Raw genomic sequence first — 25,174 nt, forward strand, 5'->3', positions numbered from 1 at the left:
ACTAACTCGTCCTTATTGAGCCGCCATCAATGCCTTTATTTGCTCACCAGTGCAGCCAAAACGACGCTCTCGATTAATAAACCAAGTGACCGCTTCTACTAAGCTATCTTCGTCAAATTCAGGCCAATATTCTGGTGTAAAGTACATTTCAGCATAAGCCATTTGCCACAACATAAAGTTGCTGATACGACACTCCCCACTGGTGCGAATCAAAAGATCCACCTCAGGTAGGTCTGCCATGGTCAAATACTTTGTGATTAACTGCTCATTGATATCTTCTACACGGATCTCACCGTTGCGCGCTTTTTGGGCTAGCGTTTTTGCCGCCTCGGTGATGTCCCATTTACCGCCATAATTGGCAGCAATGTTAATTACCATCCCCGTGTTAGCTGCTGTAAGCTTTTCTGCATCTACAATTTTTTTTTGCAGGCGCTCACTAAATCGACTGGTGTCGCCAATCACGCGTAACCGTAAGTTATTTTTGTGTAGTTTTTTTACTTCACTAGACAAGACTGAGATAAACAGTTCCATCAAAAGACCCACTTCTTCTTCCGGACGACGCCAGTTTTCGCTACTAAAAGCAAACAACGTCATGGCTTTAATGCCAAGCTTTGAAGCAGCAGCCACGGTTTTGCGAACCGCATTAACGCCTTTTTTATGACCAAATACGCGAGGTTTTCCTTTGGACTTAGCCCAACGGCCATTACCGTCCATAATGATGGCGATATGCTTAGGGAGAGAATCAGAGAAGGCTTGAGAATTTTGCATAGGAAGTTAATTGAATTCCATCAGTTGGATAGACTAACACAAAAAAACGCTGAGCTGTGAGCACAGCGTTTTCCAACAGTGATGTGTGTGGGAGTATTAAACTTCCATCAACTCTTTTTCTTTGGCAGTAAGAACTTCATCGATTTTCTTCACTGCAACGTCTGTTAATTTTTGAATCTCGTCTTGTGCTTTACGATCTTCATCTTCAGAGATTTCTTTATCTTTTAGAAGCCCTTTAAGATCGCCATTGGCATCGCGACGGATATTACGTACCGCAACACGAGCACCCTCTGCTTCGCCACGAACAATCTTAACAAGATCTTTACGACGCTCTTCTGTGAGCGGCGGAAGTGGGACACGGATAATCGTACCAGCAGACATTGGGTTTAGACCAAGATCAGACATCATGATCGCTTTTTCAACTTTCGGCGTTAGCTCTCTGTCGAAAACCGTGATTGCAAGTGTACGTGCATCTTCAGCAATAACGTTTGCAACTTGATTGAGAGGAGTAGATGCACCGTAGTATTCTACAGAAATACCGGATAGTAGGCTTGGGTGTGCACGACCTGTACGAATTTTAGAAAGGTTGTTCTTAAGCGCTTCAACGCTTTTATCCATGCGCTCTTGCGCGTCTTTTTTGATTTCGTTAATCACAGTTTCACCTTAAAAATGTCATCTTTCCTGAAGAAAGCCTAAAAGGATTGAGCAAAGCGAAACGCCATTCAAAGCGTTTCAGTGTCGTTATAGATCAAGCTTGTTCGCTGATTAGCGTGCCTTCAACTTCACCCATAACCACGCGACGTAGTGCGCCCGGCTTGTTCATATTAAATACGCGGATTGGCATTTTATGGTCACGAGCTAGCGTAAACGCGGCCAAATCCATTACTTTCAGCTCTTTATCCAGAACTTCTGCGTAAGGTAGCTTATCATACAGCTCTGCGTCTGGGTTTGCTACCGGGTCTGCAGTAAATACGCCATCAACTTTTGTCGCTTTTAGTACAACATCCGCTTCGATTTCAATACCACGTAAACAAGCAGCAGAATCCGTTGTGAAGAATGGGTTACCTGTGCCTGCTGAGAAAATCACGACTCGGCCTTGGCGAAGTTCACGGATGGCATCAGCCCAATTATAGTCGTCACACACGCCTTTTAGCGGAATAGCCGACATCACACGAGCATTTACGTATGCACGGTGAAGCGCGTCACGCATAGCTAGGCCATTCATTACTGTTGCAAGCATACCCATGTGGTCACCTACTACGCGGTTCATACCTGCTTCTGCAAGACCTGCACCACGGAACAAGTTACCGCCACCGATAACTACACCAACCTGAACGCCCAGTTCAACCAGTTCTTTAACTTCTTGAGCCATACGGTCAAGGACCGCAGGATCAATACCAAAACCATCTTCACCTTGAAGAGCTTCACCACTTAATTTTAATAGAATACGTTGATACGCTGGCTTAGGGTTCGTAGTCATGGAGTTTACCTTCCAAAGAGAGTTGTTGATTAACAGTCATGAATAGGCACAAATTAATTTATAGCTATTCATCACGACTAATCTTCCACTTCTCATAAAAAGACCGTAGCCTTGGCTACGGTCTAATCTTTGCTCAGTCTCTAAGGATTAACCTTTTTGAGCTGCAGCAACTTCTTCTGCGAAGCTCATTTCTTCAGCTTTCTCGATACCTTCACCTACTTCTAGGCGAACGAATGTAGCAACTGAAGCGCCTTTTTCTTTCAGCATTTCACCTACTGTTTTCTTAGGTTCCATGATGAACGCTTGACCTGTCAGAGAGATCTCGCCAGTGAATTTCTTCATGCGGCCGATGACCATCTTCTCAGCGATTTCAGCAGGCTTGCCTTCGTTCATTGCGATTTCAACTTGAACCGCTTTCTCTTTTTCTACTACGTCAGCTGGTACGTCTTCTGGGTTAACGAACTCTGGCTTAGAAGCAGCAACGTGCATTGCAACATGCTTAAGAGTTTCTGCGTCGCCTTCACCAGCAACAACCACACCAATTTTCTCACCATGACGGTAAGAAGCGATTGCAGAGCCTTGAACGTATTGTACGCGACGGATAGTGATGTTCTCACCGATCTTTGCAACAAGAGTGATACGCTCTTCTTCAAATTTCGCTTGTAGATCTTCTACTGAAGCTTTAGAAGCTAGAGCTTCTTCAGCCACTTTGTTTGCGAATGCAGTGAAGTTACCATCTTTAGCAACGAAGTCAGTTTGACAGTTAACTTCTAGAAGAGCAGCAACGCCGTTTTCTTCTTTGATGATGATTGCGCCTTCAGCTGCAACGTTACCAGCTTTTTTCGCTGCTTTCGCTGCGCCCGATTTGCGCATGTTTTCAATTGCTAGTTCGATGTCAGCGTTTGCTTCTACAAGCGCTTTCTTACATTCCATCATGCCAGCGCCAGTACGCTCGCGAAGTTCTTTAACTAGAGCAGCAGTTACAGTTGCCATTCTCTATTCCTCGTTTGATTCGAAATAAGGTAAAAAACAGGGGCCTAACATTGTCGGCCCCCATTGCTAACTATAACTTAGTTTATGCTACACAAAGGTTTCACATAGACCAAGTGTGACACAGAGCCGCTATTATTCAGCTTCTACAAAACCGTCTTTTTCAGATACTGCTGCAACGTCTTTGTTACGACCTTCAGCGACTGCTGAAGCAGCTGCATTTAGGTATAGGTGTACAGCACGGATCGCGTCATCGTTACCTGGGATAACGTAGTCAACGCCGTCTGGGTTAGAGTTAGTATCTACCACAGCGTATACTGGAATACCTAGGTTGTTAGCTTCTTTAATTGCAATGTGTTCGTGATCAGCGTCGATTACGAATAGCGCGTCTGGTAGACCGCCCATGTTTTTAATACCACCAAGAGATTTCTCTAGCTTCTCCATTTCACGAGTACACATTAGAGCTTCTTTCTTAGTTAACTTGTCGAAAGTACCGTCTTGAGATTGAATCTCTAGTTCTTTTAGACGCTTGATAGACTGACGAACTGTTTTGTAGTTCGTTAGCATGCCGCCCAACCAGCGGCTATTCACGTAAAACTGGTTGCTTGCAATAGCAGCTTCTTTAACAGCTTCAGATGCAGCGCGCTTAGTACCTACGAATAGAACTTTACCTTTCTTCTCGCCAACTTTAGCTAGCTCAGCTAGAGCGTCGTTGAACATTGGTACCGTTTTTTCTAGGTTGATGATATGAACTTTGCTACGAGCGCCAAAGATGAACGGCTTCATTTTTGGGTTCCAGTAACGAGTCTGGTGACCGAAGTGAACACCAGCTTTTAGCATATCGCGCATTGATACAGTTGCCATTTTAAATTCCTCTATGGGGTTAGGCCTCCACACTCCCCATAACTCCGACCAAGCTTCTGCTCAGCACCCCGGAATATGTGACGGAATGTGTGTGATTTAAAGATAAAAGGTTATTCGGATGAAGCCTGCTTCGCCGCTTAGCTAGCACTTAGCAAAGAGAACAGTCCTCTATACCGGCGCGCTTTATACCATATTTCAGCTTACTCTGGCTAGTAAAAGTTATGTTTTCACCCTCCTGTACAAGAGTGAATGCAGAGCCCTATTCTCAATTAAGAATGATGCATATTCCTATCTGGCTTGGGTTAACGCCTCGATGTCTGATAGAATGCGACTATTCGCACGTTTACGTGCTTACGAATTAAGTAGAGAAAACCAATGTCAATCAAGATTAAAACTGCTGAAGAAATTGAACGCATGCGCATTGCAGGCAAGCTAGCCGCAGAAATTCTAGAAATGATCGAACCGCACGTAAAAGCCGGTGTAACCACAGAAGAGTTAAACAAAATCTGTCATGAATACGCTCTAGAAAAAGGCGCATACTCTGCTCCACTTGATTATCATGGTTTCCCTAAGTCAATTTGTACCTCTATCAACCATATCGTTTGTCACGGCATTCCAGCAGAACGAGACGAAATCGGTAGTAATGGTCAAATAAAACCAGCCGTACTAAAAGATGGCGACATCTTGAACATTGATATTACCGTTATTATTCCTAACGATGAGAATGCCGATCTAAGTGTGCGCCCTCAAGGCTACCACGGTGATACCTCTAAAATGTTCTTAGTTGGTGATGTCTCGCCAGCAAACAAGCGTCTATGTATGGTTGCACAAGAAGCTCTTTACGTGGGTATGCGTCAAGTCAAACCGGGTGCAACTGTTGGTGACATCGGTACGGCTATTGAAAAATACATCAAAGAAAACAACAAGAACAATCCTCGCAATAAGTTCTCTATTGTTAAAGACTTCTGTGGTCACGGCATCGGTGATGAGTTCCACGAAGAGCCTCAGGTGGTTCACTATAAGAACAAAGACCGCCGCGTACTAAAAGAAGGCATGTGCTTTACTATCGAACCAATGATTAACGCAGGTAAGTTCGGTTGTTCTGTTGATGCGCAAGACGACTGGACGGTATACACCGGTGACGGCAAAAACTCAGCACAGTGGGAACACACTATCGTCGTAACTAAAGAAGGTTGCGAAGTGTTCACTCTTCGTAGCGATGATACGATTCCTCGCCTAATGAAAAACGCGTAAAGCTGACTGTCACACCTCGTTTACAATATCCCTGCTTCGGCGGGGATATTTTTTATCTTCCGTAAATTTGTTAGATTGGTTCTAGATTATGATTAGCTTGCACGGATGGCAAATATGACACTTCAGTCCCCTCTTACCTTTTCCGATGAACACATCAATATTGATAAACTCAAACAAGAGTTAGAGAAGTTTAGCTCCGATCAAAACCAAGCATTTCTCAACCAGCATCCCGTGACAAGCCTAGTTTTGGCTCGGGCGGAATATATGGACCTGCTCCTTAATCGCCTATGGCAGCACTTTGGCTTTAAGGACATCTACAATATTTCATTGGTGGCGGTTGGTGGTTATGGACGCGGCGAGCTTCACCCGTTATCCGATATTGATATTTTGATTCTGTCGAACAATAAATTACCCACCTCGCTTGAAGCAAAAATCAGCGAGTTCATTACCTTATTATGGGATCTAAAACTTGAGGTAGGACACGCCGTTCGTACCGTTAGTGAGTGCGCAAAAATAGGTCAAAAAGACCTCACTGTCGCGACTAACCTTCAAGAAGCCCGCCTGCTGTGTGGCAGCGAGGATACATTCCAAGCACTAAAAAAAGTGGTGTTATCGGATTCTTTCTGGCCGAGCGAAACCTTTTACCGCGCTAAAATCCAAGAGCAACGCGAACGCCATGCACGCTACCACGATACAACTTATAACCTTGAACCGGATATCAAATCCACTCCCGGAGGTCTGCGCGATATCCATACCTTAAGTTGGGTTGCTCGTCGCCACTTTGGCGCGACTTCTTTACTTGAAATGAGCCGATATGGTTTTTTGACTGACGCAGAATACCGAGAACTGGTTGAGTGTCAGGACTTCCTTTGGCGCGTGCGCTTTGCTCTGCATATGGAACTGCGTCGATACGATAATCGTTTAACCTTCGCTCACCAAGCACAAGTTGCAGAAAACCTCGGCTACATTGGAGAAGGTAACCGCGGCGTAGAAATGATGATGAAAGAGTTTTATCGTACGCTTCGTCGTGTGGCAGAGCTCAATAAAATGCTGCTCAAACTGTTTGATCAAGCCATCATCAATGGTGGCGTTACTAAGAATGCAGAAATTCTCGATGCCGACTTTCAACGTCGAGGTTCGTTGATTGAAGCCCGTAAACCGGCTTTATTTCAAGCTCGCCCAGAAACCATTCTGGATATGTTTTTACATATCGCGAATGACTCTACCATCGAAGGGGTTAGCCCACCCACTCTACGTCAATTAAGAACGGCACGCCGCCGCCTGAATAAATTTCTTCACACCATGCCTGCCGCCAGAGAAAAGTTCTTAACTTTATGTCGTCACCCTAATGCTCTGCACAAAGCATTTAGCTTGATGCATCGACTTGGTGTGATGGCGGCTTACTTACCACAATGGAGCCAAATAGTAGGCCAAATGCAGTTTGACTTGTTTCACGCCTATACCGTCGATGAACATAGTATTCGGTTACTCAAACACATTAATACCTTCAGTGATCCTGAGAACCATGATAGGCATCCAATTTGTTGTGATGTTTACCCGCGTATACAAAAAAAAGAACTACTGATTATAGCGGCGATTTTTCATGACATCGGTAAAGGGCGTGGGGGGGATCACTCTGTGATTGGTGAAGAGGAAGCGTACGATTTCTGTATTGAACATGGTTTATCCAAACCAGAAGCCAAACTCGTGGGCTGGTTGGTAAGGCACCATTTGTTGATGTCCGTCACTGCACAGCGTCGTGACATTTATGATCCCGATGTGATTGCTGAGTTTGCCAAAAAAGTAAGAGATGAAGAATCCCTCGATTACCTTGTTTGCCTAACCGTGGCTGATATTTGTGCGACAAACCCAGAACTCTGGAACACTTGGAAACGAACCCTGCTCGCTGAATTGTATTACTCCACTCAGCGCGCCTTACGTCGAGGGTTAGAAAACCCTGTCGATGTCCGAGAACGCATTCGCCACAATCAACAGATGGCCTCAGCAATGTTGCGCAAAGAAGGGTTTTCTGCGCGTGAGATAGAAGTACTTTGGCAACGTTTTAAAGCCGACTATTTCCTCCGTCATACTCATACGCAGATAGCTTGGCATTGTGAGCACTTACTGCGTATGGATGATCCTAGCAAACCATTGGTCTTGATCAGCAAAAAAGCGACTCGCGGAGGCACCGAAGTTTTCGTGTACAGCAAAGATCAACCCGCATTATTTGCTACCGTCGTAGCAGAACTTGACCGACGCAACTTCAATGTTCATGACGCACAAATTATGACCAGCAAGGATGGGCACGTGATTGATACCTTTATGGTGCTCGATCAACATGGAGAAGCCATTGACGAGTCTCGTCATGCGGCAGTGATTAAGCACTTAACTCATGTTCTGGCTGCGGGTCGTCCAACAAAAATCAAAACTCGCCGAACACCAAACAAGCTGCAACACTTTAACGTCAAAACGAAAGTGGATTTCTTACCAACCAAAGGTAAAAAACACACATTAATGGAGTTTGTCGCGTTGGATACACCGGGCTTGCTCGCGAAAGTTGGCCGCACTTTTGCTGATTTAAACATTAATCTTCATGGTGCGAAAATTACGACTATCGGTGAGCGTGCCGAAGACTTGTTTATTCTCACCAGCGATGTTGGCGGTAGGCTAAGTGAAGAGCAACAAGATGAGCTAAGAGAGAAACTGATCGAAAAGTTATCTGATGAGGTCGCTGCTTAGCTCAAACCTGCCAACCTTTTCGGTTTAGAGCGAGAGCGACCCTGTCCACAAGTTGAGCAATTTGACTAAATATCAGCTATCTAGCGTATACATAGGCTGCTACATTTATATAAAATCAACTCGATGTCATAGAGGTAGCCTATGTATCCCCACCTCACAGGTTTGGGCATTCATGATCCCAAGCAAATTGAACGTTACTCCTTACGCCAAGAAGCACATAAAGACGTGCTCAAAATCTACTTCCATAAACAAAAAGGTGAGTTCTTTGCCAAGAGTGTAAAGTTCAAATACCCACGCCAAGTAAAAAATGTCCTAGTCGATAGCGGTAGCCATCAATACAAAGAAGTTACGGAGATCAATCGTAACCTCACACTAGTGATCGATGAACTTAATAAAATAACCAAACCAACTAAAATGGCCGAAGTGGATGTCAAAGAGAAAGTCCTATCTGATCTGCGTCATTTAGAAAAAGTGGTATCAAGCAAAATTGCTGAGATCGAGTCCGACCTTGAAAAGCTCAAGTAATGCTTCATATTAACCACACCAAAACCAAAAGAGTTGGCTCCAAATGCCAACTCTTTCTTTTTATGTTCAGTGCCCAAACGACTTCACGATGTCTTGGTTCCATTCAAATCGCGAGAATAACTGTTGCCAAGTTTGATCAATACTGGCTTTCATTACGACTTCTTCTTGAGTAAATGGATGAACAAAACGCAACTCTGATGCGTGCAACAGCAAACGATGCGAATCAAACTTCATTCGGTACAGTTTGTTATGCTTACCGTCACCATGAGTCGTATCCCCTACGATTGGGTGACGTAAATGAGCCATATGGCGACGAAGTTGATGCTTACGCCCCGTCAAAGGTTTCATCTCGACTAAACAGTAACGTGTCGTTGGAAATTTCCCCGTTGAATATGGCACCTCTGCTTTCGCTAACGGCTTATACTCAGTTATTGCCTCTTGCGCCTCTTTCTCTTGCGAAGCAAACTTATCGGCGATCTTGTCTAGCTCAACTTTGAGTGCATAATCCAAAACCCCCTCTTCTTCAATCCAGCCACGCACAATAGCGTGATAAGTCTTCTCCATCTTGTGCTCAGCAAACATCGGCATCACCTGCGATGCGACTTCACTCGACAGCGCAAACACGAGCACACCAGATGTTGGACGATCTAAACGGTGCAACGGAAAAACATGCTGACCAATTTGATCACGCAAAGTCTGCATCACAAATTGCGTTTCGTGTTTATCTAACCAACTACGATGCACCAACATACCGGCAGGCTTATTAACGGCAACAAAATATTTATCTTGATAAACGATCTCTAACTCCACAGGAGCCACTGTTTGGAAAGTTTCTTGTTCTGACATTGCGATTACTTACATAGTTCGTCGATAGTTCGGATGATGTGCAAAAGCTCTGCGTATTTTGCCTCTTGCTTCCATACTTCAGAAAAATATGGCTCGATAGAAAAACCTTTTGGCAACGCTTTATTGCTTTCTACTAATGCGCGCATGCGTGCGATAAAAATCCATTGCAACCATTCATGGGGATAAAGTGAACCTATCGCAAACGGCTCCACACTTTGTAAAGCTTGTGGTGAAGGCATACTGTGCTGCCAGAGATCATGCTTTTTGAGTCGCTCTTCAAGTTGGTGAAGTAAGTCGACCAATTGGTTTTTTGTTGCCATTAATTCTATCTCGAACCTTGAATTAGCCAAGAATGATACCATTTCTTGTGAAAAGAACGTTAGGACGCCGTATTTAATGGATAACATTCAAACCCTCACCCAACTGTTGAATAACAGCCACTGTGACTATCAAATCTTCGACCTTGGTCGTCGTATTAAAACCATCGATCAAAAAGAATTTACCGATATAGAAAAAGGCCAATGCCCTTACCCATTTCCAATGCAGCGCAAAGCGCATCTTGCGATTGCTTATTGGAATGAAAAAAAGCAGCCTTGGATTTGGTTTCTAAAGTTTGAGTTGGACGAGCGTGGTTTATTAAAACAAGTCGATATCGGCAATTTCATAAAATACGTGGTAGAAGCCATGGGAACACGCCTCAATGATGATATCACTGAAGAACAACAGCAAAAGTTGTCTAACAACCCCTACACTTTCAAACCGTCAGAAGACAAAATGGCCGTATTTCATAGCCAAATCCGTGCGAACCTTGATTTGCCTACCAGCCCCTATTACGAGCACACGCAACACTACTTTTCAGGCGGCTTAGGTTGGGAGAATTGGCAAACGGTCGGCCTGCAGGGGATCACCGACATGGCGGCCCGTTTGGACAAAGAACAAAACGGGGTAACAATACGTAAAGCATTGAGCCACTTGCCAAGCGAACCACTTTATGCGCTACTAGGTGCGCTTGAGCACGTAGAGTTACAAGAACGTTTGGCAGAACGTATCGCCGAAAAAGCCCAGCAAGAAATAGCAAGTAACGAGCCCGATCTTTTCCTCCTCTCCGCCCTCATCCGTGCATTGGCTGGCGCACCGATAGCAATCGCATCTCCGGTACTAGAGGCCATTCTACACAGCCAACGTCTGAGCCATCAAGAAGTACTGATTGGTGTCGCAGGCCGAACATGGCATTTGCTTGCCAATGAGAAAATAGCCGAACAGTTTTTGCTGCGTTTGGCACAAACAGGCAACCAAGCCCTGTTTAATCAGCTGTTTGCGGATTTAGTCATGCTCCCAGAGCTCAGAATGGTCTTATTGCCTTTACTGCACTCAAGTCCATCGGAAGAGCTCGCTAATGCACTCGTCAGCTTACAACAAGCAACCAAAGGGTAAGAGAGATGATTGGTGATCTGTTAGCCATTTTAGCGCTGTGCTTTTTCTGTTTTCTGTTTTGGCAGCAGCGCCGCCAAGCAGAACTTGCTAGAGCCGCAATCACACGTAAATGTGAGCAATTGGATCTCCAGTTAATCAGCATCGCTTTTGGTGCCCACAAACTAAAAACGCCAGATGGATTCTGGCGTTGGCATACGGTATATCAATTTGAATTTTCATCTCTTGGTGATGATTGCTACCAAGGCGAGTTGACGATGGTCGGTTTTAGGCCGCAGAACTTTCACCTACCACCACATCGCTTGTAAATTCCATTTCAAAGTAAGGGCCATATAAGTCCTTACTTTCTTTTGTTTTAACAAATCCTAACTTTGTCAGTACTGCCATTGATGCTTGATGATTACTATTCACGTTAGCTTTCACCTTATGCAAATCCAATTCACGGCACGCTTTCGGGAAAAACGCTTTTAGTGCTTCTGTCGCTAACCCTTTCCCCCAATAAGACTTATCAAAAACAAACCCCAATTCAGGCTCAAAATCGAGGTGGGAAATAAACACATGCCCCATGTAGTCACGACTCGTGCTCTCTAACACCGCCATACTATAAATGTTTTCATCATCCAGGAGTTTCTCAAACAACTGTTTAGCAGACGCAACGGTATGAAGTCTGTTCATGTCAGTACGATTTTTCGCACAGCAATTCAGCATCACGAATTCTAGTTGCAACGACTCATTGTAGGGTAGAAGAAGCATTCTTCTGGTTACTATGGCCACATCTGTTCCTTGATTACAGCAAACTTAATTTATCCGCATATCAAAACTTAACGAAGCTGAGCTAGCTAAGTCACTGCGGGATATAACACCTTATAGAGAAGCCGAAAGTTAAACCAACTGGTTGGAAAGTATATTGATCTGGATTGTTTTTTATTAACTGTTGTCAGGATTTTATAAATTTTGTGATATTGACAATTTTTAAATAAGAAAGACCCCGACACAAAGGTATCGGGGTCATGGTCTTACTCGCAGCAGTCCGGCTACTAAAAAGTGCTCCATGCATCATCCATAATAGTGGCTGATTCCGTCAGCTTAATCCTTACGTCGCCGTCCTAGCGGTGTCCTTATCATCCTGATAACTAACATTTCCCGTTAGCACACACTTCACTTGTTCCTTGAGCGGTGTCCCTGGCATCTTCCTGATGCTGTCCTTACCTCATTCCTGTGAGGGGTCCATTGTCTATCCTTCGTCATCAACGTCCTATTGATGATTGTGTCCTTACAATGTCCTAGGCTCCTTGCTTGATTGATCATCCTGATAAATCAAATCGTCTTCCTGACGATAACCAAATCCTTGGTGCTTTCCTGTTCCATGTCGGCTCCCTGCTGACAACTTCTAATTTACGCTTTTTCCCTAAATTGACAATCTATCCGAAGGTAATATTTGTTAACCACACTCGCTAGAAAACCTTTCAATCTCTTGTTTATCAGAAACTTATATTTTAATTCTTCTTCTTTTATGATGTCGAAATCGTTTTATCTTACAAACCATGTAAGAAATCTCTCACAAAGCGTTATCCAAATTGCTATTCGCCAAATTTAGGTACGCAAAGTATGATGATAAATATATCGTTGTTAAGGAGTAAAAATGTTAACTCAAGACGTGACTAAAGAATTAGAAGCAGTAATGGCACAACTGCAGCAGCAAGGAAAAGAACCGACGGTTGCACAGGTTAAAGCCCGAATGAAAACGCCTGTCCCAATACCAGCATTAATCACCGCCATAAAAAGCTGGAAGAGCGCTCAGCGTGTGCCTAAGGTCGAAGTCGCCGCTCAGACCAAGGCAAACAATGATCGCATTGACGCACTGGAAAGTACGGTGACAGCATTAGTCGCACGTATCGAAGAGTTAGAAGAAAAACTGAGTGAGAAATCGTCATGAAATTATGGGTAGATGCAGATTCGTGTCCTAAAGTCATTCGCGAGACCATCGTTCGCGCTGCAGAGCGCACAGGAATCGAGTGCACGTTTGTTGCAAACCATGTCGTTCCCGTGCCAAAAAGATCTAACATCCACTCTCTGCAAGTCCCAGCAGGATTTGACATTGCAGACAACGAAATCGTTCAACGTGTGGAAGCTAATGACTTGGTTATTACCTCTGACATTCCGCTTGCTGACGAAGTGATCTCGAAAGGCGCGCAAGCGCTAAGCTCGCGTGGTGAGCTTTATACTAAAGACACCATCAAAGCTCGCTTGAATATCCGTGATTTTATGGAAACCATGCGCTCAAGTGGTATTCAAACCGGCGGACCTGCGGCCCTATCTCAAACTGATCGCCGTGAGTTTGCTAATCATTTGGACCGCATTTTAGCTAAATTTAAGCAGTAAACTTCCACATCATTTCAGTTGACCCCGTGAATCCGCTCTGACGAATAATCACTACTTCACTTCTTGCGGTGTCTCCGAAAGCGACTCTACGCTTGATGATAAAAAAGCCTGCGAACTTTGCAGGCTTTTGATGTGGCTGTATGAGGTAGTCGTTGTTAAGGCGTGTAGAATGTTGCTGCGCCAGGGCCTACTGGTAAACCAAATACGAATACCCAGAGGTAGAACAACACACTCCAACCAATAATGAAGCAAATTGAGTAAGGCAGCATAGTCGCGATCAGCGTACCGATACCTAAATTCTTCATGTAACGAGTCGCTACTGCTAAGATCAAACCAAAGTAGCTCATCATTGGGGTAATAATATTGGTGGTTGAGTCACCGATTCGGTAAGCAGCCTGAATTGTTTCCGGCGCGTAACCAACCAGCATTAACATTGGCACGAAAATAGGCGCCGTTACTGCCCACTGTGCTGATGCCGAGCCGATCATTAGGTTGATAAAGCCACACATTAGAATGAAGGCAAAGAACAACATGGGACCAGTTAGGCCAATGCTTTGTAGGAAGTCTGCGCCTGCAACCGCGAATACCTGACCAAAGTTGGTCCACTTGAAGAAAGCAACGAACTGAGCCGCAAAGAAAACCAACACAATGTACATGCCCATAGAAGACATGGATTTCGCCATGGCATCAATCACATCGCGATCCGTCTTCATTGTGCCCACAACTTTACCGTACACAAAGCCTGGGATCGCGAAAAAGACAAAGATGAACGCGACGATACTTTTTAGAAATGGCGAACCTGCTACCGTCCCAGCCTCAGAGCGTAACACCCCGTCCGCTGGAACAATCGTCCACGCTAACAACGCAGAAACGACAACAACCGCGATACCGGCCACTTTTAGGCCTCTCTTCTCTTGGCCAGTTAGGTCACCCATTTTGTCATTAGACAAATCTTCGGCCGCTTCTTCTTCATTGTACTTGCCCAGTTTTGGCTCAACGATTTTCTCAGTCACCAATGCACCAGTGATTGCAATGAAGAACGTTGACACAAACATGAAGTACCAGTTTACCTCTGGGCCAACCGTGTAAGTTGGGTCAATCATTTGCGCTGCTGTTTCAGTAATGCCTGAAAGGAGCGGATCAACCGTGCCGATAAGTAGGTTCGCAGAGTAACCACCGGATACACCAGCAAACGCCGCAGCAAGACCTGCAAGTGGGTGACGACCTAGAGAATGGAACAACATCGCAGCCAGTGGAATAAGTACCACATAGCCAAGCTCTGATGCTGTATTTGAAATGATACCAGCGAAAACGACCGTTACGGTCACCATCCGCTGAGAAGCCCCCATAACTAAGCCGCGCATTGCCGCAGATAAAAGACCCGAATGTTCAGCAATAGCTACCCCTAACATCGCAACCAGTACCGTGCCTAGCGGAGCGAAGCCGACAAAGTTTTTCACTAGATTCGTAACGATCAATTCGAGTCCATCAGCATTAAATAAGCTGACAACATGAATCATACCATCTGCGGCACGACCTTTTGCCCCCTCAGGACGAGGGTCGACAACCGAAACGTCGAAGTATCCTGCAATGCCCGACATCACCAAAATGGCTAAACAGAAAATGGCAAATAGAGTGATCGGGTGGGGCAATAAGTTCCCCAAATATTCGACAGTATCCAAAAAGCGCGTAAACAACGGCTTCTTAGGCGAGTTTTGTTTAATTGAATCAGATGAACTCATCTGTTCCCTCCTTGTTTTTATTCCTGTGCAAATGTGACAAAAATGTCAAAAGCGAACGAAGGGTACTCGAGCAAGGGGGTGAAATAAAAGCCTTAAATGTTACAAACCGTAACCAAAGAAGCAATTAAACCTACTTTTTAGACAAGCATGCAGACACTTAATCCGTAAAATGCAAACCAAGCGACATTATCAATCACTAGAAGATGCAGGCACACTCTTTTTTCGACGGTTTTAAATCTTCAAATAACGTATAACCACTCTTTTCGTTTACCAAATGGCAATCAGAGTGGTAATTTTTCGCTAGTAAACGGACCAAAACAGGAGGTGAAATTCACAATACGCCCTTCAATCTGAGCCACTAACTATGACGTTGTAAAATTCATGACCAAAAAGAAAAACCAGACAAATGTATGATACTTTGCCACGTAAAATGAATTCTTGAAGATGTTCACTATGTATTCTGTTGAGCCAATTGGCATCATTGAAACCCCTTACCAAGAGAAATTCGCTGTTCCGCGCCAGCCCCGCCTAGTACCTGCCGCAAAAGCAAGAGTAAAACTGTTAGGCGAAGCAAATAGCCCAGAGGCTATTCGAGGGATAGAGCAATTCTCTCACGTATGGTTACTGTTTTTGTTTGACCAAAACTTAGCTGCGGGATGGAAACCAACCGTCCGCCCGCCTCGGCTAGGCGGAAACGAACGTATTGGTGTCTTTGCCTCGCGCTCAACTTTCCGACCAAACGGAATCGGAATGTCAGCGGTTGAAGTCAAAGGAGTGACTAAACAAGGCGATCAAGTCTACCTGGATCTAGGCAGTGTCGATTTAGTTCATGGCACCCCCATTGTAGATATCAAACCTTATATCCCCTACTCGGATGCCATCCCTGACGCACAAGGTGGATACGCGGCTCAAGAGCCAGAAAAGTCACACGTCAACTTTTCTCCTAATGCATTGGCGACGATAGAAAAGCGATCCGATACTGATTATGTACAATCGGTGATTGAACAAGTTCTGGCACAAGATCCTCGCCCTGCATACAAAAAAGGCAAACCGGACAATAAAGAATATGCGGTAAGTTTGTTCGACTTGAACGTAAAGTTCACGGTAATGGGTAACTTAATAACGGTTACCGCGATTGAAAGCTTTTGACAAAAGCAATTGGCTGATATTATAAACGGCTAACAAATTTCCCTTTAGGGGAATCCCTTACTCCCGCCTAATCAGGCTTGAGTATCAAACTTAAATAAACGGATAAATTTAATGCGTACCAGTAATTATCTTCTTTCTACTCTGAAGGAGACTCCAAACGACGCAGAAGTAGTGAGCCACCAACTCATGCTACGTGCAGGTATGATCCGTAAGCTGGCTTCAGGTTTATACACCTGGCTACCTACTGGTCTACGTGTACTGCGTAAAGTCGAAAACATCGTTCGTCAAGAAATCGACAATGCAGGTGCAGTCGAAACTTTGATGCCCGTTGTTCAGCCGTTTGAACTATGGGAAGAGACAGGCCGCAGCGAAAAGATGGGTCCTGAGCTACTTCGCTTTACTGACCGTCATGTTCGTCCGTTTGTACTTAGCCCAACCGCTGAAGAAGTGATCACTAGCCTTGTTCGTAATGAAGTGAGCTCTTATAAACAGCTTCCGCTAAACCTGTACCAAATCCAAACCAAATTCCGTGACGAGCGACGCCCACGTTTTGGTGTAATGCGTTCACGTGAATTCTCAATGATGGATGCGTACAGCTTTGACATTGATAAAGACGGCCTACAAAAGTCATACGACGCAATGCACGACGCTTACTGCAAAGCATTCGATCGCATGGGTCTGGACTACCGTCCTGTACTAGCAGACAGTGGTGCTATCGGTGGCAGCGGATCTCAAGAATTCCACGTACTGGCTGAAAGCGGCGAAGACATCATTGCATTCTCTACCGAGTCAGATTACGCGGCAAACATCGAAAAAGCAGAAGCGCTAGCTCCAGCCTCTGAAGCCGCAGCACCAACGCAAGAAATGACGTTGGTAGATACGCCAAACGCAAAAACAATCGCTGAATTGGTTGAACAGTTCGAGCTGCCAATTGAAAAAACAGTGAAAACGTTGTTTGTGAAAGCGTCTGACGAAGTTGATGCACCAATCATCGCGCTTATCATTCGTGGCGATCATGAACTGAACGAAGTGAAAGCAGAGAACCTTCCTCAAGTTGCAGCTCCACTAGAGATGGCATCTGAAGAAGAGATTCGTGAGCTGACCGGTGCTGGCCCTGGTTCTCTAGGCCCTGTTGGTCTTAAACTGCCGTTCATCGTTGACCGCAGCGTAGCGGTAATGAGTGATTTCGGTGCGGGTGCGAACATCGATGGCAAACACTACTTCGGCATTAACTGGGGTCGTGACGCAGAGCTTGGTCAAGTTGAAGACCTACGCAACGTGGTTGAAGGCGATCCAAGCCCATGTGGTAAAGGCACTATCCAGCTTAAACGTGGTATCGAAGTTGGCCATATTTTCCAACTAGGCAACGCTTACTCGGCAGCGATGAACTGTGGCGTACTTGGTCCTGATGGTAAGAACGCCATCCTAGAAATGGGCTGTTATGGCATCGGTATCACTCGCGTCGTAGCGGCTGCTATTGAGCAAAACCATGACAAATACGGCATCATCTGGCCAGATGCAATCGCACCATTCCAAGTCGCGATCGTTCCAATGAACATGCACAAGTCTGAAGAAGTGAAAGAAGCGGCTGAGAAACTGTACGCAGAGCTAACGACAATGGGTATCGAAGTGCTGTTTGATGACCGTAAAGAACGCCCAGGCGTCATGTTCTCTGACATGGAGCTTATTGGTGTACCGCATACAATTATTATCGGTGACCGCTCAATGAAAGAAGGCAACTTCGAATACAAGAACCGTGCTACTGGTGAGAAAACGCCAGTCGCAATGACTGATATTATCGAGCACGTAAAGGCTCAACTAAAGTAAGTGCTCGACGGTTCTCATTTGAAGTAATTTCAAAATAATTAGAAAGGGTTGGCTTCGGTCAGCCCTTTTTATTACTGGGCAACCTTACTCCCCCCTTTTAGAACTATTCACTTTGTTAATCTTTGGTTCAGCTTCTTGCTATTAAACTGATGTTATCATCTAAAGGAGGTCAGTTATGGATTTAAAAACTCTGCTAAACCAAGCACTCAAATCAGACTTACTCAAGCAAGGAGCTGATGCGTTAGGTAAACAAACTAACAACATCAAATCCTCATCAAACTCAAGTAGCCTGAAAACGCTAGGAGCAGGTGCCGTTGGCGGAGGCCTTATCGGCATGCTAATGGGCTCGAAGAAAAGTAAAAAAATGACCAAGAAAATAGGCTCGGGCGCATTAAAAGTCGGTGGAGCGGCGGCGCTTGGAGCATTAGCGTATAAGGTTTATAACGACTGGCAAGCCAAGCAGGACGGCCAAGACATTCACGAGACTTTCGACCCCGATGACAGCAAACACAGTGTATTAATTTTAAAAGCAATGATTGGTGCCGCAAAAGCCGATGGCCATGTCGATGAAGAGGAAATGGCCCGAATCGAGCAGGCCCTGACGGATATGGGCGCAGATGAGCACGTTCGTCAGCTCGTTCAGCAAGAACTAAACAAACCGCTTGATCCTGCTGAAATTGCTAGTCAGGCGACCTCTCCTCAACAAGCGTCAGAAATTTATCTCGCGTCTTTGATTGTTGCTGATGAGCAAAACTTCATGGAAAAAGCGTATTTGCAAGAACTGGCAAAACAGCTACAGCTTTCACCTGAAGTCACTCAACAGTTAGAAGCACAAATGCAGTGATTAAATCTCGCTCAAGCTACTCCTCAACTTGAGCCAAAACAACTCTGTGCTTTGAGTTTCAAATCCGCTGTGTGTATATTGAGATAAGTTATCATTTAGTGGAAAGAAAACATGCAAGTATATGGCTGTTGTGAATTGGTTCGTGAGCTTTATGCTCAAATTGGTAGTGGCGATCAAGCTTACATTCCTCAAGCAATTTCATGTGCAGTAAAAGCACTGAACGATGTTGCGGCGGATGAGTCTCTACCCAAAGAAGTGCGTGACAAAGCGGCGTTTGCTGCGGCAAACCTACTGATTTCAGATTTTGAGGACAAAGAATGAATCTAACGAGCTTTGAGTCCATGGATCCTGTCATGCTCATGAGCATTGTGAATATGAAGCTACGCGACGACTTCGGTGGTGACTTAGATAAACTGGTGGCTTTCTTCGATATCGATCGCACGGCACTAGAAGCAAAACTGGCGTCTGCTGGTTTTGACTTTCTTCCAGAAGCAGGACAATTCCGTTAACCCGCAGCAATCACTGCGGGTAACTGAAACGGGAATAACCAACATGAAAAAGGGCTTGATGAATTATCATCAAGCCCTTTTCTTTTGTCCGAGAGACGTTTCGGTTAGCCGAATGACGCCCAGATGACCGTCGCCACAAGAATTGGACATACAAACTTCACATACGCGGGCCATAACTTACCAAACCAACCTTGTGTGAATTCAGGACAACCTTGCTCAAGCTCTTTGATTTTTGAATTTCGGCTCCAAACCCAGCCACCAAACAAGCAGAATAAAAGGGCTGCTGATGGTTGTAAGTACTGCGTTGCAACCGTCGCTACCAAACCAAACAGGGCGCCAAAGTTATAAACAATCACCACGCTGAACAAGGCAATAAGACCACCTAAAACCCAGCTCGTTGCATTTCGCTTAGTATTGAAACGCTCACTCACTAACGCCACTGGGCACTCTAACATTGAAATGGAAGACGTTAGCGCCGCAATCGTCAATAGCAAAAAGAACACGATAGAGAACAATTGACCCAGTACACCTAAACTATCAAACATCAACGGCAGTACAGTGAACACTAACGTGTCAGAGCTGAGTAGTGAACCGTCTTCGGCGTAGATTGCGACACCTTTTTGCATCGCAACAAACATCGCAGGCATCACCACTAACCCCGCAATAAAGGCAACCGCCGTATCTACCAAGGTCACATTCATCGCCATCTTTGGCAGGTTCTCTTTCTTGCTCAAGTAAGAGCCGTAAATCAGCATTGAACAGCCACCGATCGTGAGCGAGAAGAAGCCCTGCCCCATTGCAGCAAGAATCAACTTACGGTCCCATACCTTTTCAAAATCCGGTACCAAGTAATGCTTTAGCCCTTCCATCGCACCGTTTTGCGTCATGATGTAAGCAAACAGTAGAGCAAACAAAACAAACAAGGCTGGCATCAAACGTGTGGACCACTTCTCAATCCCTTGTTTTACGCCACCTTGTACAATGAGAATTGTTAACACATAAAAAGTAATAGTTCCGAACAAGTTACGTTCAACGCTAAAGCCCTTTAGCCATTGAGTTGCGGCTTCTAACCCCATTAGATCTGTGATTGCACCAAGTAAAAAGCAGATCAACCAACCACCGACAATAGAGTAAAACGCTAAAACAGCGCTTGGTACGCTTAAACCAATCCAGCCCACAATACCGCCGAGCTTTTTACCTACCGAGTGGTTGGTAAGCGAACGCATGCTGTCTACCGGGTTGGCTTGACCATGACGACCAATCGCCATTTCAACCACCAGCATAGGAAATGCGACGATCAGAATCATCACCAAATAAACCAATAGGAAAGCACCGCCGCCATTACTAGCAGCTTGGGTTGGGAAGCCCCAAATGTTGCCAAGGCCAACAGCGGCACCTGCGGCTGCTAAGATAAATCCGAGTCGAGAACCAAAATGCTCACGAGGCTGAGAAGAGGTTTGCTGTGTCATACTACTCACACAAAATATTATCGAACTAGTTGACTAGTACACTATAGCAATATTCACTATTCAACAAGAGCATCCCGGTTAAATACTCGACAATTGAAACAATTCATAGTCATTCAGCTTGTAAATTTTAACGTACATCTCATATTCATCACTAAAGAGCCTCGCGATTGTTGCTCATTTCACACGGCTAAATTTTGCGCTTCTTCTATCGTGAAGTGAGCCGAAAAATAATGAGCTTTGGTGTAAGGAACGAACCGCTCCACGTGATACTGTGTCGAAAAGCAGAATATTGTGCTTCGCTTTTTCCCCCTTATGTCTATTTATCAGCTAGTTATTACTCTGTTCTCATTTATACCCATGACTCAAGGAGAGGAAAATGAAGGTCACTCTACTTCACGGAGCGATGGTTGTAGCACTCAGCGTCAGCTACCAAGCTCAAGCCTATAACTGTCAAAGTCTACCTGACTGGGACAGCACTGCGACTTATACATCGGGCGCTTTAGTAAAAACGCAAGGAGCCGCTTACGAAGCCGCGTATTGGACGCAAGGCAATGACCCTGTTACCAACTCAGGATCTTGGGAGGCATGGAAAGCGTTAGGACAGTGTGATGGTGGAAGCAACAACCTAGAGCCAACAGTGTCATTCTCCTCTCCAACAAACAACGCACAAATTCCCGAAGGCAGTGCGATCACTTTGCTAGCCAACGCAGCCGACGAAGATGGCCAAATCGCACAAGTTGAGTTTGTTGCAGGCAACCAAACGGTTGCTGTGGTAACTCAAGCACCATTCGAAGCGTCTTGGACCGCTATTGAAGGGATCTCGCAATTGACCGCGATTGCGACCGATAATGAGGGAGCCGTTACCACCACGACGGTTTCTATCCAAGTTCAACCACAAGTCGAGTTGCCGCCACCTAGCATTTCACTGACAAGCCCATCGGGAACGGAAGCGCTTAATATAGGTGAGAACCTCACGGTGGCTGCTCAAGCTGATGATATTGATGGTGTGGTCACACAAGTTGAGTTCTTCGTTAACAACCAATCCGTCGCGATTGATACCAGCGTACCTTACGAATATCAATGGACCGCGAGTGCTGGTACACATTCGTTTAAAGCACAAGCGACTGATGACACAAACCTCGCAACCATGAGCCAAGAAGTAACGCTTGTTGTGAGTAATTCAGAAACAGGGACGGGCGGATGTGCAGATGCAGTGCCTTACGCGGCGGGAACGAGTTATCAAGTTGGCGACCTAGTTTCTCACTTCAACCAAAAATATCGTTGTGACGTTGCGGGTTGGTGTTCCTCGGATGCGACATGGGCTTACGAGCCTGGTAAAGGGCTATATTGGCAAGATGCTTGGAGTGGCCTAGGTGTTTGTTCGACGCCACCGCAAGTTGCCATTACGGCACCAACGGATGGACAAGTCGTGCTCGCTGGCAGCAATAACGAAATCACGGCTAACGCAAGCGATGCTGATGGCACAGTCACGCAAGTTGAGTTTTTTGCGAACAACACCAGCTTAGGGGTCATCACTCAAGCACCATATTCCGTTACTTGGAACGCCACACTTATTGGCGCTAACCAGCTTAAAGCCGTCGCAACCGATAATGATAACAACACGTCAGAGTCCTTGGTTGGTGTGGAAGTCAGCGATAAAGATTTGGTCGTCTCACTGACTTCACCAAGCAGCGGTCAAACCGTCGGCTTAGGCAAAAACCTCGCATTAAGTGCCGATGCAACGTCTTTAACCTCAGGCATTAAACAAGTTGATTTCATGGTCAATGGTTCAGTTGTCGCCACAGATACGACTGCGCCTTATTCTGCGAATTGGACACCAGCCGCAATCGGACAGTTTACCGTAAGCGCTCAAGCCATTGATCTTGCTGGAAGCGCGACGTTATCTGACGCGGCAGCAATAACGGTGGTTGAGCAAGCAGAGAAACGTCATAAACTCATCGGTTACTGGCACAATTTTGTAAATGGGGCTGGCTGTCCAATTCGCCTAGCGGATATGGCTGATGCGTGGGATGTGATTGATATTGCCTTTGCCGAAAATGACCGCAACAGTGATGGTACCGTGCACTTTAATCTATATTCAGGCGATATTTACAGCGATTGTCCAGCGCTCGACCCAGCACAGTTCAAACAAGACATGGCAGCGCTTCAAGCTAAAGGTAAAAAGTTTGTTCTCTCTCTTGGCGGCGCAGAAGGCACGATTACGCTGAATACCGATCAAGACGAAGCCAACTTTGTCTCTAGCCTAACAGGTCTTATCGCTGAGTGGGGCTTTGATGGTCTTGATGTGGATTTAGAGAGTGGATCTAACTTGGTTCATGGCTCGCAAATTCAAGCTCGCCTTGGTCGTGCTTTGCTGCAAATAGAGCAAAATATGGGTGGCGACATGTACCTAACCATGGCACCTGAGCATCCTTATGTTCAAGGCGGCTATGTGGCTTACAGCGGTATTTGGGGAGCTTACATTCCTGTGATAAACGAGACACGCAGCACGCTCGACCTGCTTCATGTCCAGCTATATAACAACGGTGGCTTGCCAAACCCATATCTACCAGGCAGTGCACCAGAAGGCTCTGTGGATATGATGGTAGCGCAATCTAAAATGCTGATCGAAGGCTTTGAATTGGCCGACGGCACTCAGTTTGCACCACTACGTGATGATCAAGTCGCAATCGGCTTACCTTCAGGTCCTAGCTCGGCAAATTCAGGTCAGGCTCCGACACAGAATATTATCAGCGCACTAGATTGTTTAACCAAAGGCACTTCATGTGGCACCGTTAAGCCAGCGTTCAATTACCCGAATTATGCAGGGGTAATGACGTGGTCTATCAACTGGGATCAGCACGATGGTTTTAACTTCTCAAAACCTGTCGGTGATAAACTCACTCAGATGAACGCGCAGTAAGTTGTTAATGAGCAAACGAATAACATCGTCTTGCTTTCATTACTTGTTCAAGTATGTAAAAACGAAAAGAGAGCACAATTGTGCTCTCTTTCTTTATACCATTGAATTCTACTTTTTGAAGGGTAATTAAATCGTAAATACTCGGTAATCTTTTAGCTCAGGGATTTTCTTCAACAAATCGTCTTCTTGCCCTGCCATGTCATCCAACGAGTCGCACAAGTCTTCTGCTTGTTGCTCTACCTCTTTCGAATGCTCAGCTAAACGCTCTTCTACTTTCGCGCTGAGTTCAGCCATACTCTCCGATAATGCAGTGAGGTTTATTCCCCCCTCTTCCTTCATTTTTTTCGATAAAGCATCCAACGAACTCGCTAAAAACTCCTTATTGAAGATCTCTTGTGCTTTTGCAAAGTCTTCAGTCCACCCTTGTGTCATGGACTCAAAACTTTCCGCTGGTAGAATGAAATCACCATCTTTGTAGTAACGTGATTCAACATCAGCGAAAAAGTCCTGTACTGCGACTTTGACGTTATCAAACGCGCCAGGTGCGTCTAGGCTTTCCGCGACATCATCGATGATGTCATTTGCAAGCGCTAAACCATCACTCGCCAACTGCTTTGCTTGTGGAATATACGCGTTCATTTTTTCGCGATAGTCTTCAATTGCCGCTTTTTGGTCGGCATTGAGTTCAATTAGCTCACCTTTGATGAAAAGGTTGTTATCTTCATCCACAACCGCTTTGTCACCCGTCGCTTGGCTAATTTCCAAGCTTTGTCCATCCATACGAACTTCATTATTGATGTCCACACGACACTGCGCTGCATAACCAGTTGCACTGACCATCAGCAATAAAAGTGTAAGAAGCTTTTTCATGTCATTCTCTTTTATTTAACATTACTCGTGTTAAACATAACACTGAGTGATACATTTGATGTCAGAAAATTGCCACAACTTCGTAACAAGTTGTTTTGTCTCCTATTTTCACATCAATCTCATCGCCTTCTTCTTTCCCGAATAACGCTCGACCAAGAGGAGATTTTGCTGTTAAGACAAAGACTTCCTGAGCCTGATATTTAACAGTCAGACCACCAGAGCAAGGGCCTACAAAGAAGTGCTTTTCAAGCAAATTCTCATCTGCGAGAACGACGTAAGCACCTACACCAACAGGTGCGCCTTTAAAGTCGCGAGTCACTAGAGCGCGATATTGACGCAGCTCGTCTTCACTCTCTTGGATTCGCATTGCTTGTCCATGAGCAAGATACGCGGCTTCAAGTGCTAACGTATCGTACTTATGCTCGGGAACAGTTTCTTCATCTGTCGCGGCATCAATGGCTCGCTGAGCCGATGCATGGGCAACTTGAAGTTTTTCTTCCAGGTGTTGAATGATAATTTGGACTAAGTCAGCTTTGTTCATACTTTTAGGACGCGCGTTTGG

25 protein-coding genes are annotated in these 25,174 nt (G+C 45.2%); 13 read left to right on the forward strand and 12 right to left on the reverse strand.

Annotation, left to right across the window (positions count from 1 at the left end; translation table 11 throughout):
- Positions 1–12: 12 nt before the first annotated feature.
- From uppS to rpsB, 5 genes are all read right to left on the reverse strand, one after another.
- Positions 13–768, reverse strand: coding sequence for an undecaprenyl pyrophosphate synthase (gene uppS / locus AC3D28_RS07310; RefSeq protein ID WP_098415038.1), 756 nt, complete (start codon positions 766–768; stop codon positions 13–15).
- A gap of 96 nt (positions 769–864) precedes the next feature.
- The gene (gene frr, locus AC3D28_RS07315; protein WP_098415037.1) at positions 865–1,422 is read right to left on the reverse strand and encodes a ribosome recycling factor; all 558 of its coding nucleotides are present in this window, start codon (positions 1,420–1,422) and stop codon (positions 865–867) included.
- Between the two features lie 94 nt (positions 1,423–1,516).
- A complete protein-coding gene (pyrH, locus tag AC3D28_RS07320) occupies positions 1,517–2,248 on the reverse strand; it encodes a UMP kinase (RefSeq protein WP_098415036.1) in 732 nt (243 codons plus the stop codon).
- Between the two features lie 147 nt (positions 2,249–2,395).
- A complete protein-coding gene (gene tsf, locus AC3D28_RS07325; RefSeq protein ID WP_488534388.1) occupies positions 2,396–3,241 on the reverse strand; it encodes a translation elongation factor Ts in 846 nt (281 codons plus the stop codon).
- 132 nt (positions 3,242–3,373) lie between these two features.
- Positions 3,374–4,102 (reverse strand): 30S ribosomal protein S2, encoded by a 729-nt coding sequence (rpsB, locus tag AC3D28_RS07330; RefSeq protein ID WP_098415034.1) that lies wholly within the window; start codon positions 4,100–4,102, stop codon positions 3,374–3,376.
- A 375-nt stretch (positions 4,103–4,477) separates the two neighbouring features.
- Between rpsB and map the strand changes: the two genes are divergently transcribed.
- The 3 genes from map to AC3D28_RS07345 all read left to right on the forward strand — a co-directional run bounded on the left by map (position 4,478) and on the right by AC3D28_RS07345 (position 8,620).
- Positions 4,478–5,356 (forward strand): type I methionyl aminopeptidase, encoded by an 879-nt coding sequence (map, locus tag AC3D28_RS07335; RefSeq protein ID WP_098415033.1) that lies wholly within the window; start codon positions 4,478–4,480, stop codon positions 5,354–5,356.
- 114 nt (positions 5,357–5,470) lie between these two features.
- Entirely contained in the window at positions 5,471–8,095 is a 2,625-nt protein-coding gene (glnD, locus tag AC3D28_RS07340) for a bifunctional uridylyltransferase/uridylyl-removing protein GlnD (RefSeq protein ID WP_488534389.1), read from the forward strand.
- Positions 8,096–8,236: 141 nt separating this feature from the next.
- On the forward strand, positions 8,237–8,620 hold the full coding sequence (locus AC3D28_RS07345) for a DUF3461 family protein (RefSeq protein ID WP_488534390.1): 384 nt from the start codon (positions 8,237–8,239) through the stop codon (positions 8,618–8,620).
- Positions 8,621–8,686: 66 nt separating this feature from the next.
- On the opposite strand, the gene truC is transcribed toward AC3D28_RS07345, so the two are convergent.
- Together truC and AC3D28_RS07355 are read right to left on the reverse strand one after the other, a co-directional pair.
- Positions 8,687–9,466, reverse strand: a complete 780-nt coding sequence (truC, locus tag AC3D28_RS07350; protein WP_179885630.1) for a tRNA pseudouridine(65) synthase TruC — start codon at positions 9,464–9,466, stop codon at positions 8,687–8,689.
- A 5-nt stretch (positions 9,467–9,471) separates the two neighbouring features.
- Positions 9,472–9,786: a YqcC family protein gene (locus tag AC3D28_RS07355; protein WP_488534391.1), complete on the reverse strand. Its 315-nt coding sequence runs from the start codon at positions 9,784–9,786 to the stop codon at positions 9,472–9,474.
- 76 nt (positions 9,787–9,862) lie between these two features.
- Here AC3D28_RS07355 and AC3D28_RS07360 point away from each other — a divergent pair, with 76 nt between their 5' ends.
- Both AC3D28_RS07360 and AC3D28_RS07365 read left to right on the forward strand, forming a co-directional pair.
- Positions 9,863–10,900 carry a DUF3549 family protein gene (locus AC3D28_RS07360; protein ID WP_488534392.1) on the forward strand — a complete coding sequence of 346 codons (1,038 nt, stop codon included), beginning with the start codon at positions 9,863–9,865 and terminating at the stop codon, positions 10,898–10,900.
- Positions 10,901–10,905: 5 nt separating this feature from the next.
- On the forward strand, positions 10,906–11,205 hold the full coding sequence (locus AC3D28_RS07365; RefSeq protein ID WP_098415028.1) for a DUF3301 domain-containing protein: 300 nt from the start codon (positions 10,906–10,908) through the stop codon (positions 11,203–11,205).
- Here AC3D28_RS07365 and AC3D28_RS07370 read toward each other — a convergent pair.
- Positions 11,165–11,650, reverse strand: coding sequence for a GNAT family N-acetyltransferase (locus AC3D28_RS07370; RefSeq protein WP_179885678.1), 486 nt, complete (start codon positions 11,648–11,650; stop codon positions 11,165–11,167). The genes AC3D28_RS07365 and AC3D28_RS07370 overlap by 41 nt on opposite strands.
- A gap of 889 nt (positions 11,651–12,539) precedes the next feature.
- Here AC3D28_RS07370 and AC3D28_RS07375 point away from each other — a divergent pair.
- Both AC3D28_RS07375 and AC3D28_RS07380 read left to right on the forward strand, forming a co-directional pair.
- On the forward strand, positions 12,540–12,833 hold the full coding sequence (locus tag AC3D28_RS07375) for a hypothetical protein (protein WP_488534393.1): 294 nt from the start codon (positions 12,540–12,542) through the stop codon (positions 12,831–12,833).
- Positions 12,830–13,279: a YaiI/YqxD family protein gene (locus tag AC3D28_RS07380; RefSeq protein ID WP_098415025.1), complete on the forward strand. Its 450-nt coding sequence runs from the start codon at positions 12,830–12,832 to the stop codon at positions 13,277–13,279. The genes AC3D28_RS07375 and AC3D28_RS07380 overlap by 4 nt, the downstream gene beginning before the upstream one ends.
- A gap of 155 nt (positions 13,280–13,434) precedes the next feature.
- Here the strand turns inward: AC3D28_RS07380 and AC3D28_RS07385 are convergent, their stop codons facing one another.
- Entirely contained in the window at positions 13,435–15,021 is a 1,587-nt protein-coding gene (locus AC3D28_RS07385; protein WP_098415024.1) for an AbgT family transporter, read from the reverse strand.
- A 453-nt stretch (positions 15,022–15,474) separates the two neighbouring features.
- On the opposite strand from AC3D28_RS07385, the gene tsaA reads away from it, so the two are divergent.
- The 5 genes from tsaA (at position 15,475) to AC3D28_RS07410 (ending at position 19,350) form a co-directional block, all read left to right on the forward strand.
- Entirely contained in the window at positions 15,475–16,170 is a 696-nt protein-coding gene (tsaA, locus tag AC3D28_RS07390) for a tRNA (N6-threonylcarbamoyladenosine(37)-N6)-methyltransferase TrmO (protein ID WP_098415883.1), read from the forward strand.
- Between the two features lie 111 nt (positions 16,171–16,281).
- Complete coding sequence (locus AC3D28_RS07395; RefSeq protein ID WP_488534394.1) at positions 16,282–17,997, forward strand: proline--tRNA ligase; 1,716 nt, start codon at positions 16,282–16,284, stop codon at positions 17,995–17,997.
- Between the two features lie 175 nt (positions 17,998–18,172).
- Positions 18,173–18,841, forward strand: a complete 669-nt coding sequence (locus tag AC3D28_RS07400) for a tellurite resistance TerB family protein (RefSeq protein ID WP_488534395.1) — start codon at positions 18,173–18,175, stop codon at positions 18,839–18,841.
- Positions 18,842–18,952: 111 nt separating this feature from the next.
- On the forward strand, positions 18,953–19,162 hold the full coding sequence (locus AC3D28_RS07405; RefSeq protein WP_488534396.1) for a YaeP family protein: 210 nt from the start codon (positions 18,953–18,955) through the stop codon (positions 19,160–19,162).
- Positions 19,159–19,350, forward strand: a complete 192-nt coding sequence (locus tag AC3D28_RS07410; protein ID WP_488534397.1) for a DUF4250 domain-containing protein — start codon at positions 19,159–19,161, stop codon at positions 19,348–19,350. Before AC3D28_RS07405 ends, AC3D28_RS07410 begins: the two co-directional genes overlap by 4 nt.
- Positions 19,351–19,454: 104 nt before the next feature.
- Here AC3D28_RS07410 and AC3D28_RS07415 read toward each other — a convergent pair whose 3' ends face one another.
- Entirely contained in the window at positions 19,455–20,819 is a 1,365-nt protein-coding gene (locus tag AC3D28_RS07415) for a sodium-dependent transporter (RefSeq protein WP_488534398.1), read from the reverse strand.
- A gap of 376 nt (positions 20,820–21,195) precedes the next feature.
- On the opposite strand from AC3D28_RS07415, the gene AC3D28_RS07420 reads away from it, so the two are divergent.
- On the forward strand, positions 21,196–23,742 hold the full coding sequence (locus AC3D28_RS07420) for an Ig-like domain-containing protein (RefSeq protein ID WP_488534399.1): 2,547 nt from the start codon (positions 21,196–21,198) through the stop codon (positions 23,740–23,742).
- Between the two features lie 126 nt (positions 23,743–23,868).
- On the opposite strand, the gene AC3D28_RS07425 is transcribed toward AC3D28_RS07420, so the two are convergent.
- Complete coding sequence (locus tag AC3D28_RS07425) at positions 23,869–24,612, reverse strand: YggN family protein (RefSeq protein WP_074191710.1); 744 nt, start codon at positions 24,610–24,612, stop codon at positions 23,869–23,871.
- A gap of 61 nt (positions 24,613–24,673) precedes the next feature.
- Positions 24,674–25,153, reverse strand: coding sequence for a GreA/GreB family elongation factor (locus AC3D28_RS07430; protein ID WP_488534400.1), 480 nt, complete (start codon positions 25,151–25,153; stop codon positions 24,674–24,676).
- Positions 25,154–25,174: the final 21 nt, after the last annotated feature.

The organism is Vibrio sp. TAP-3B, from assembly GCF_057784735.1.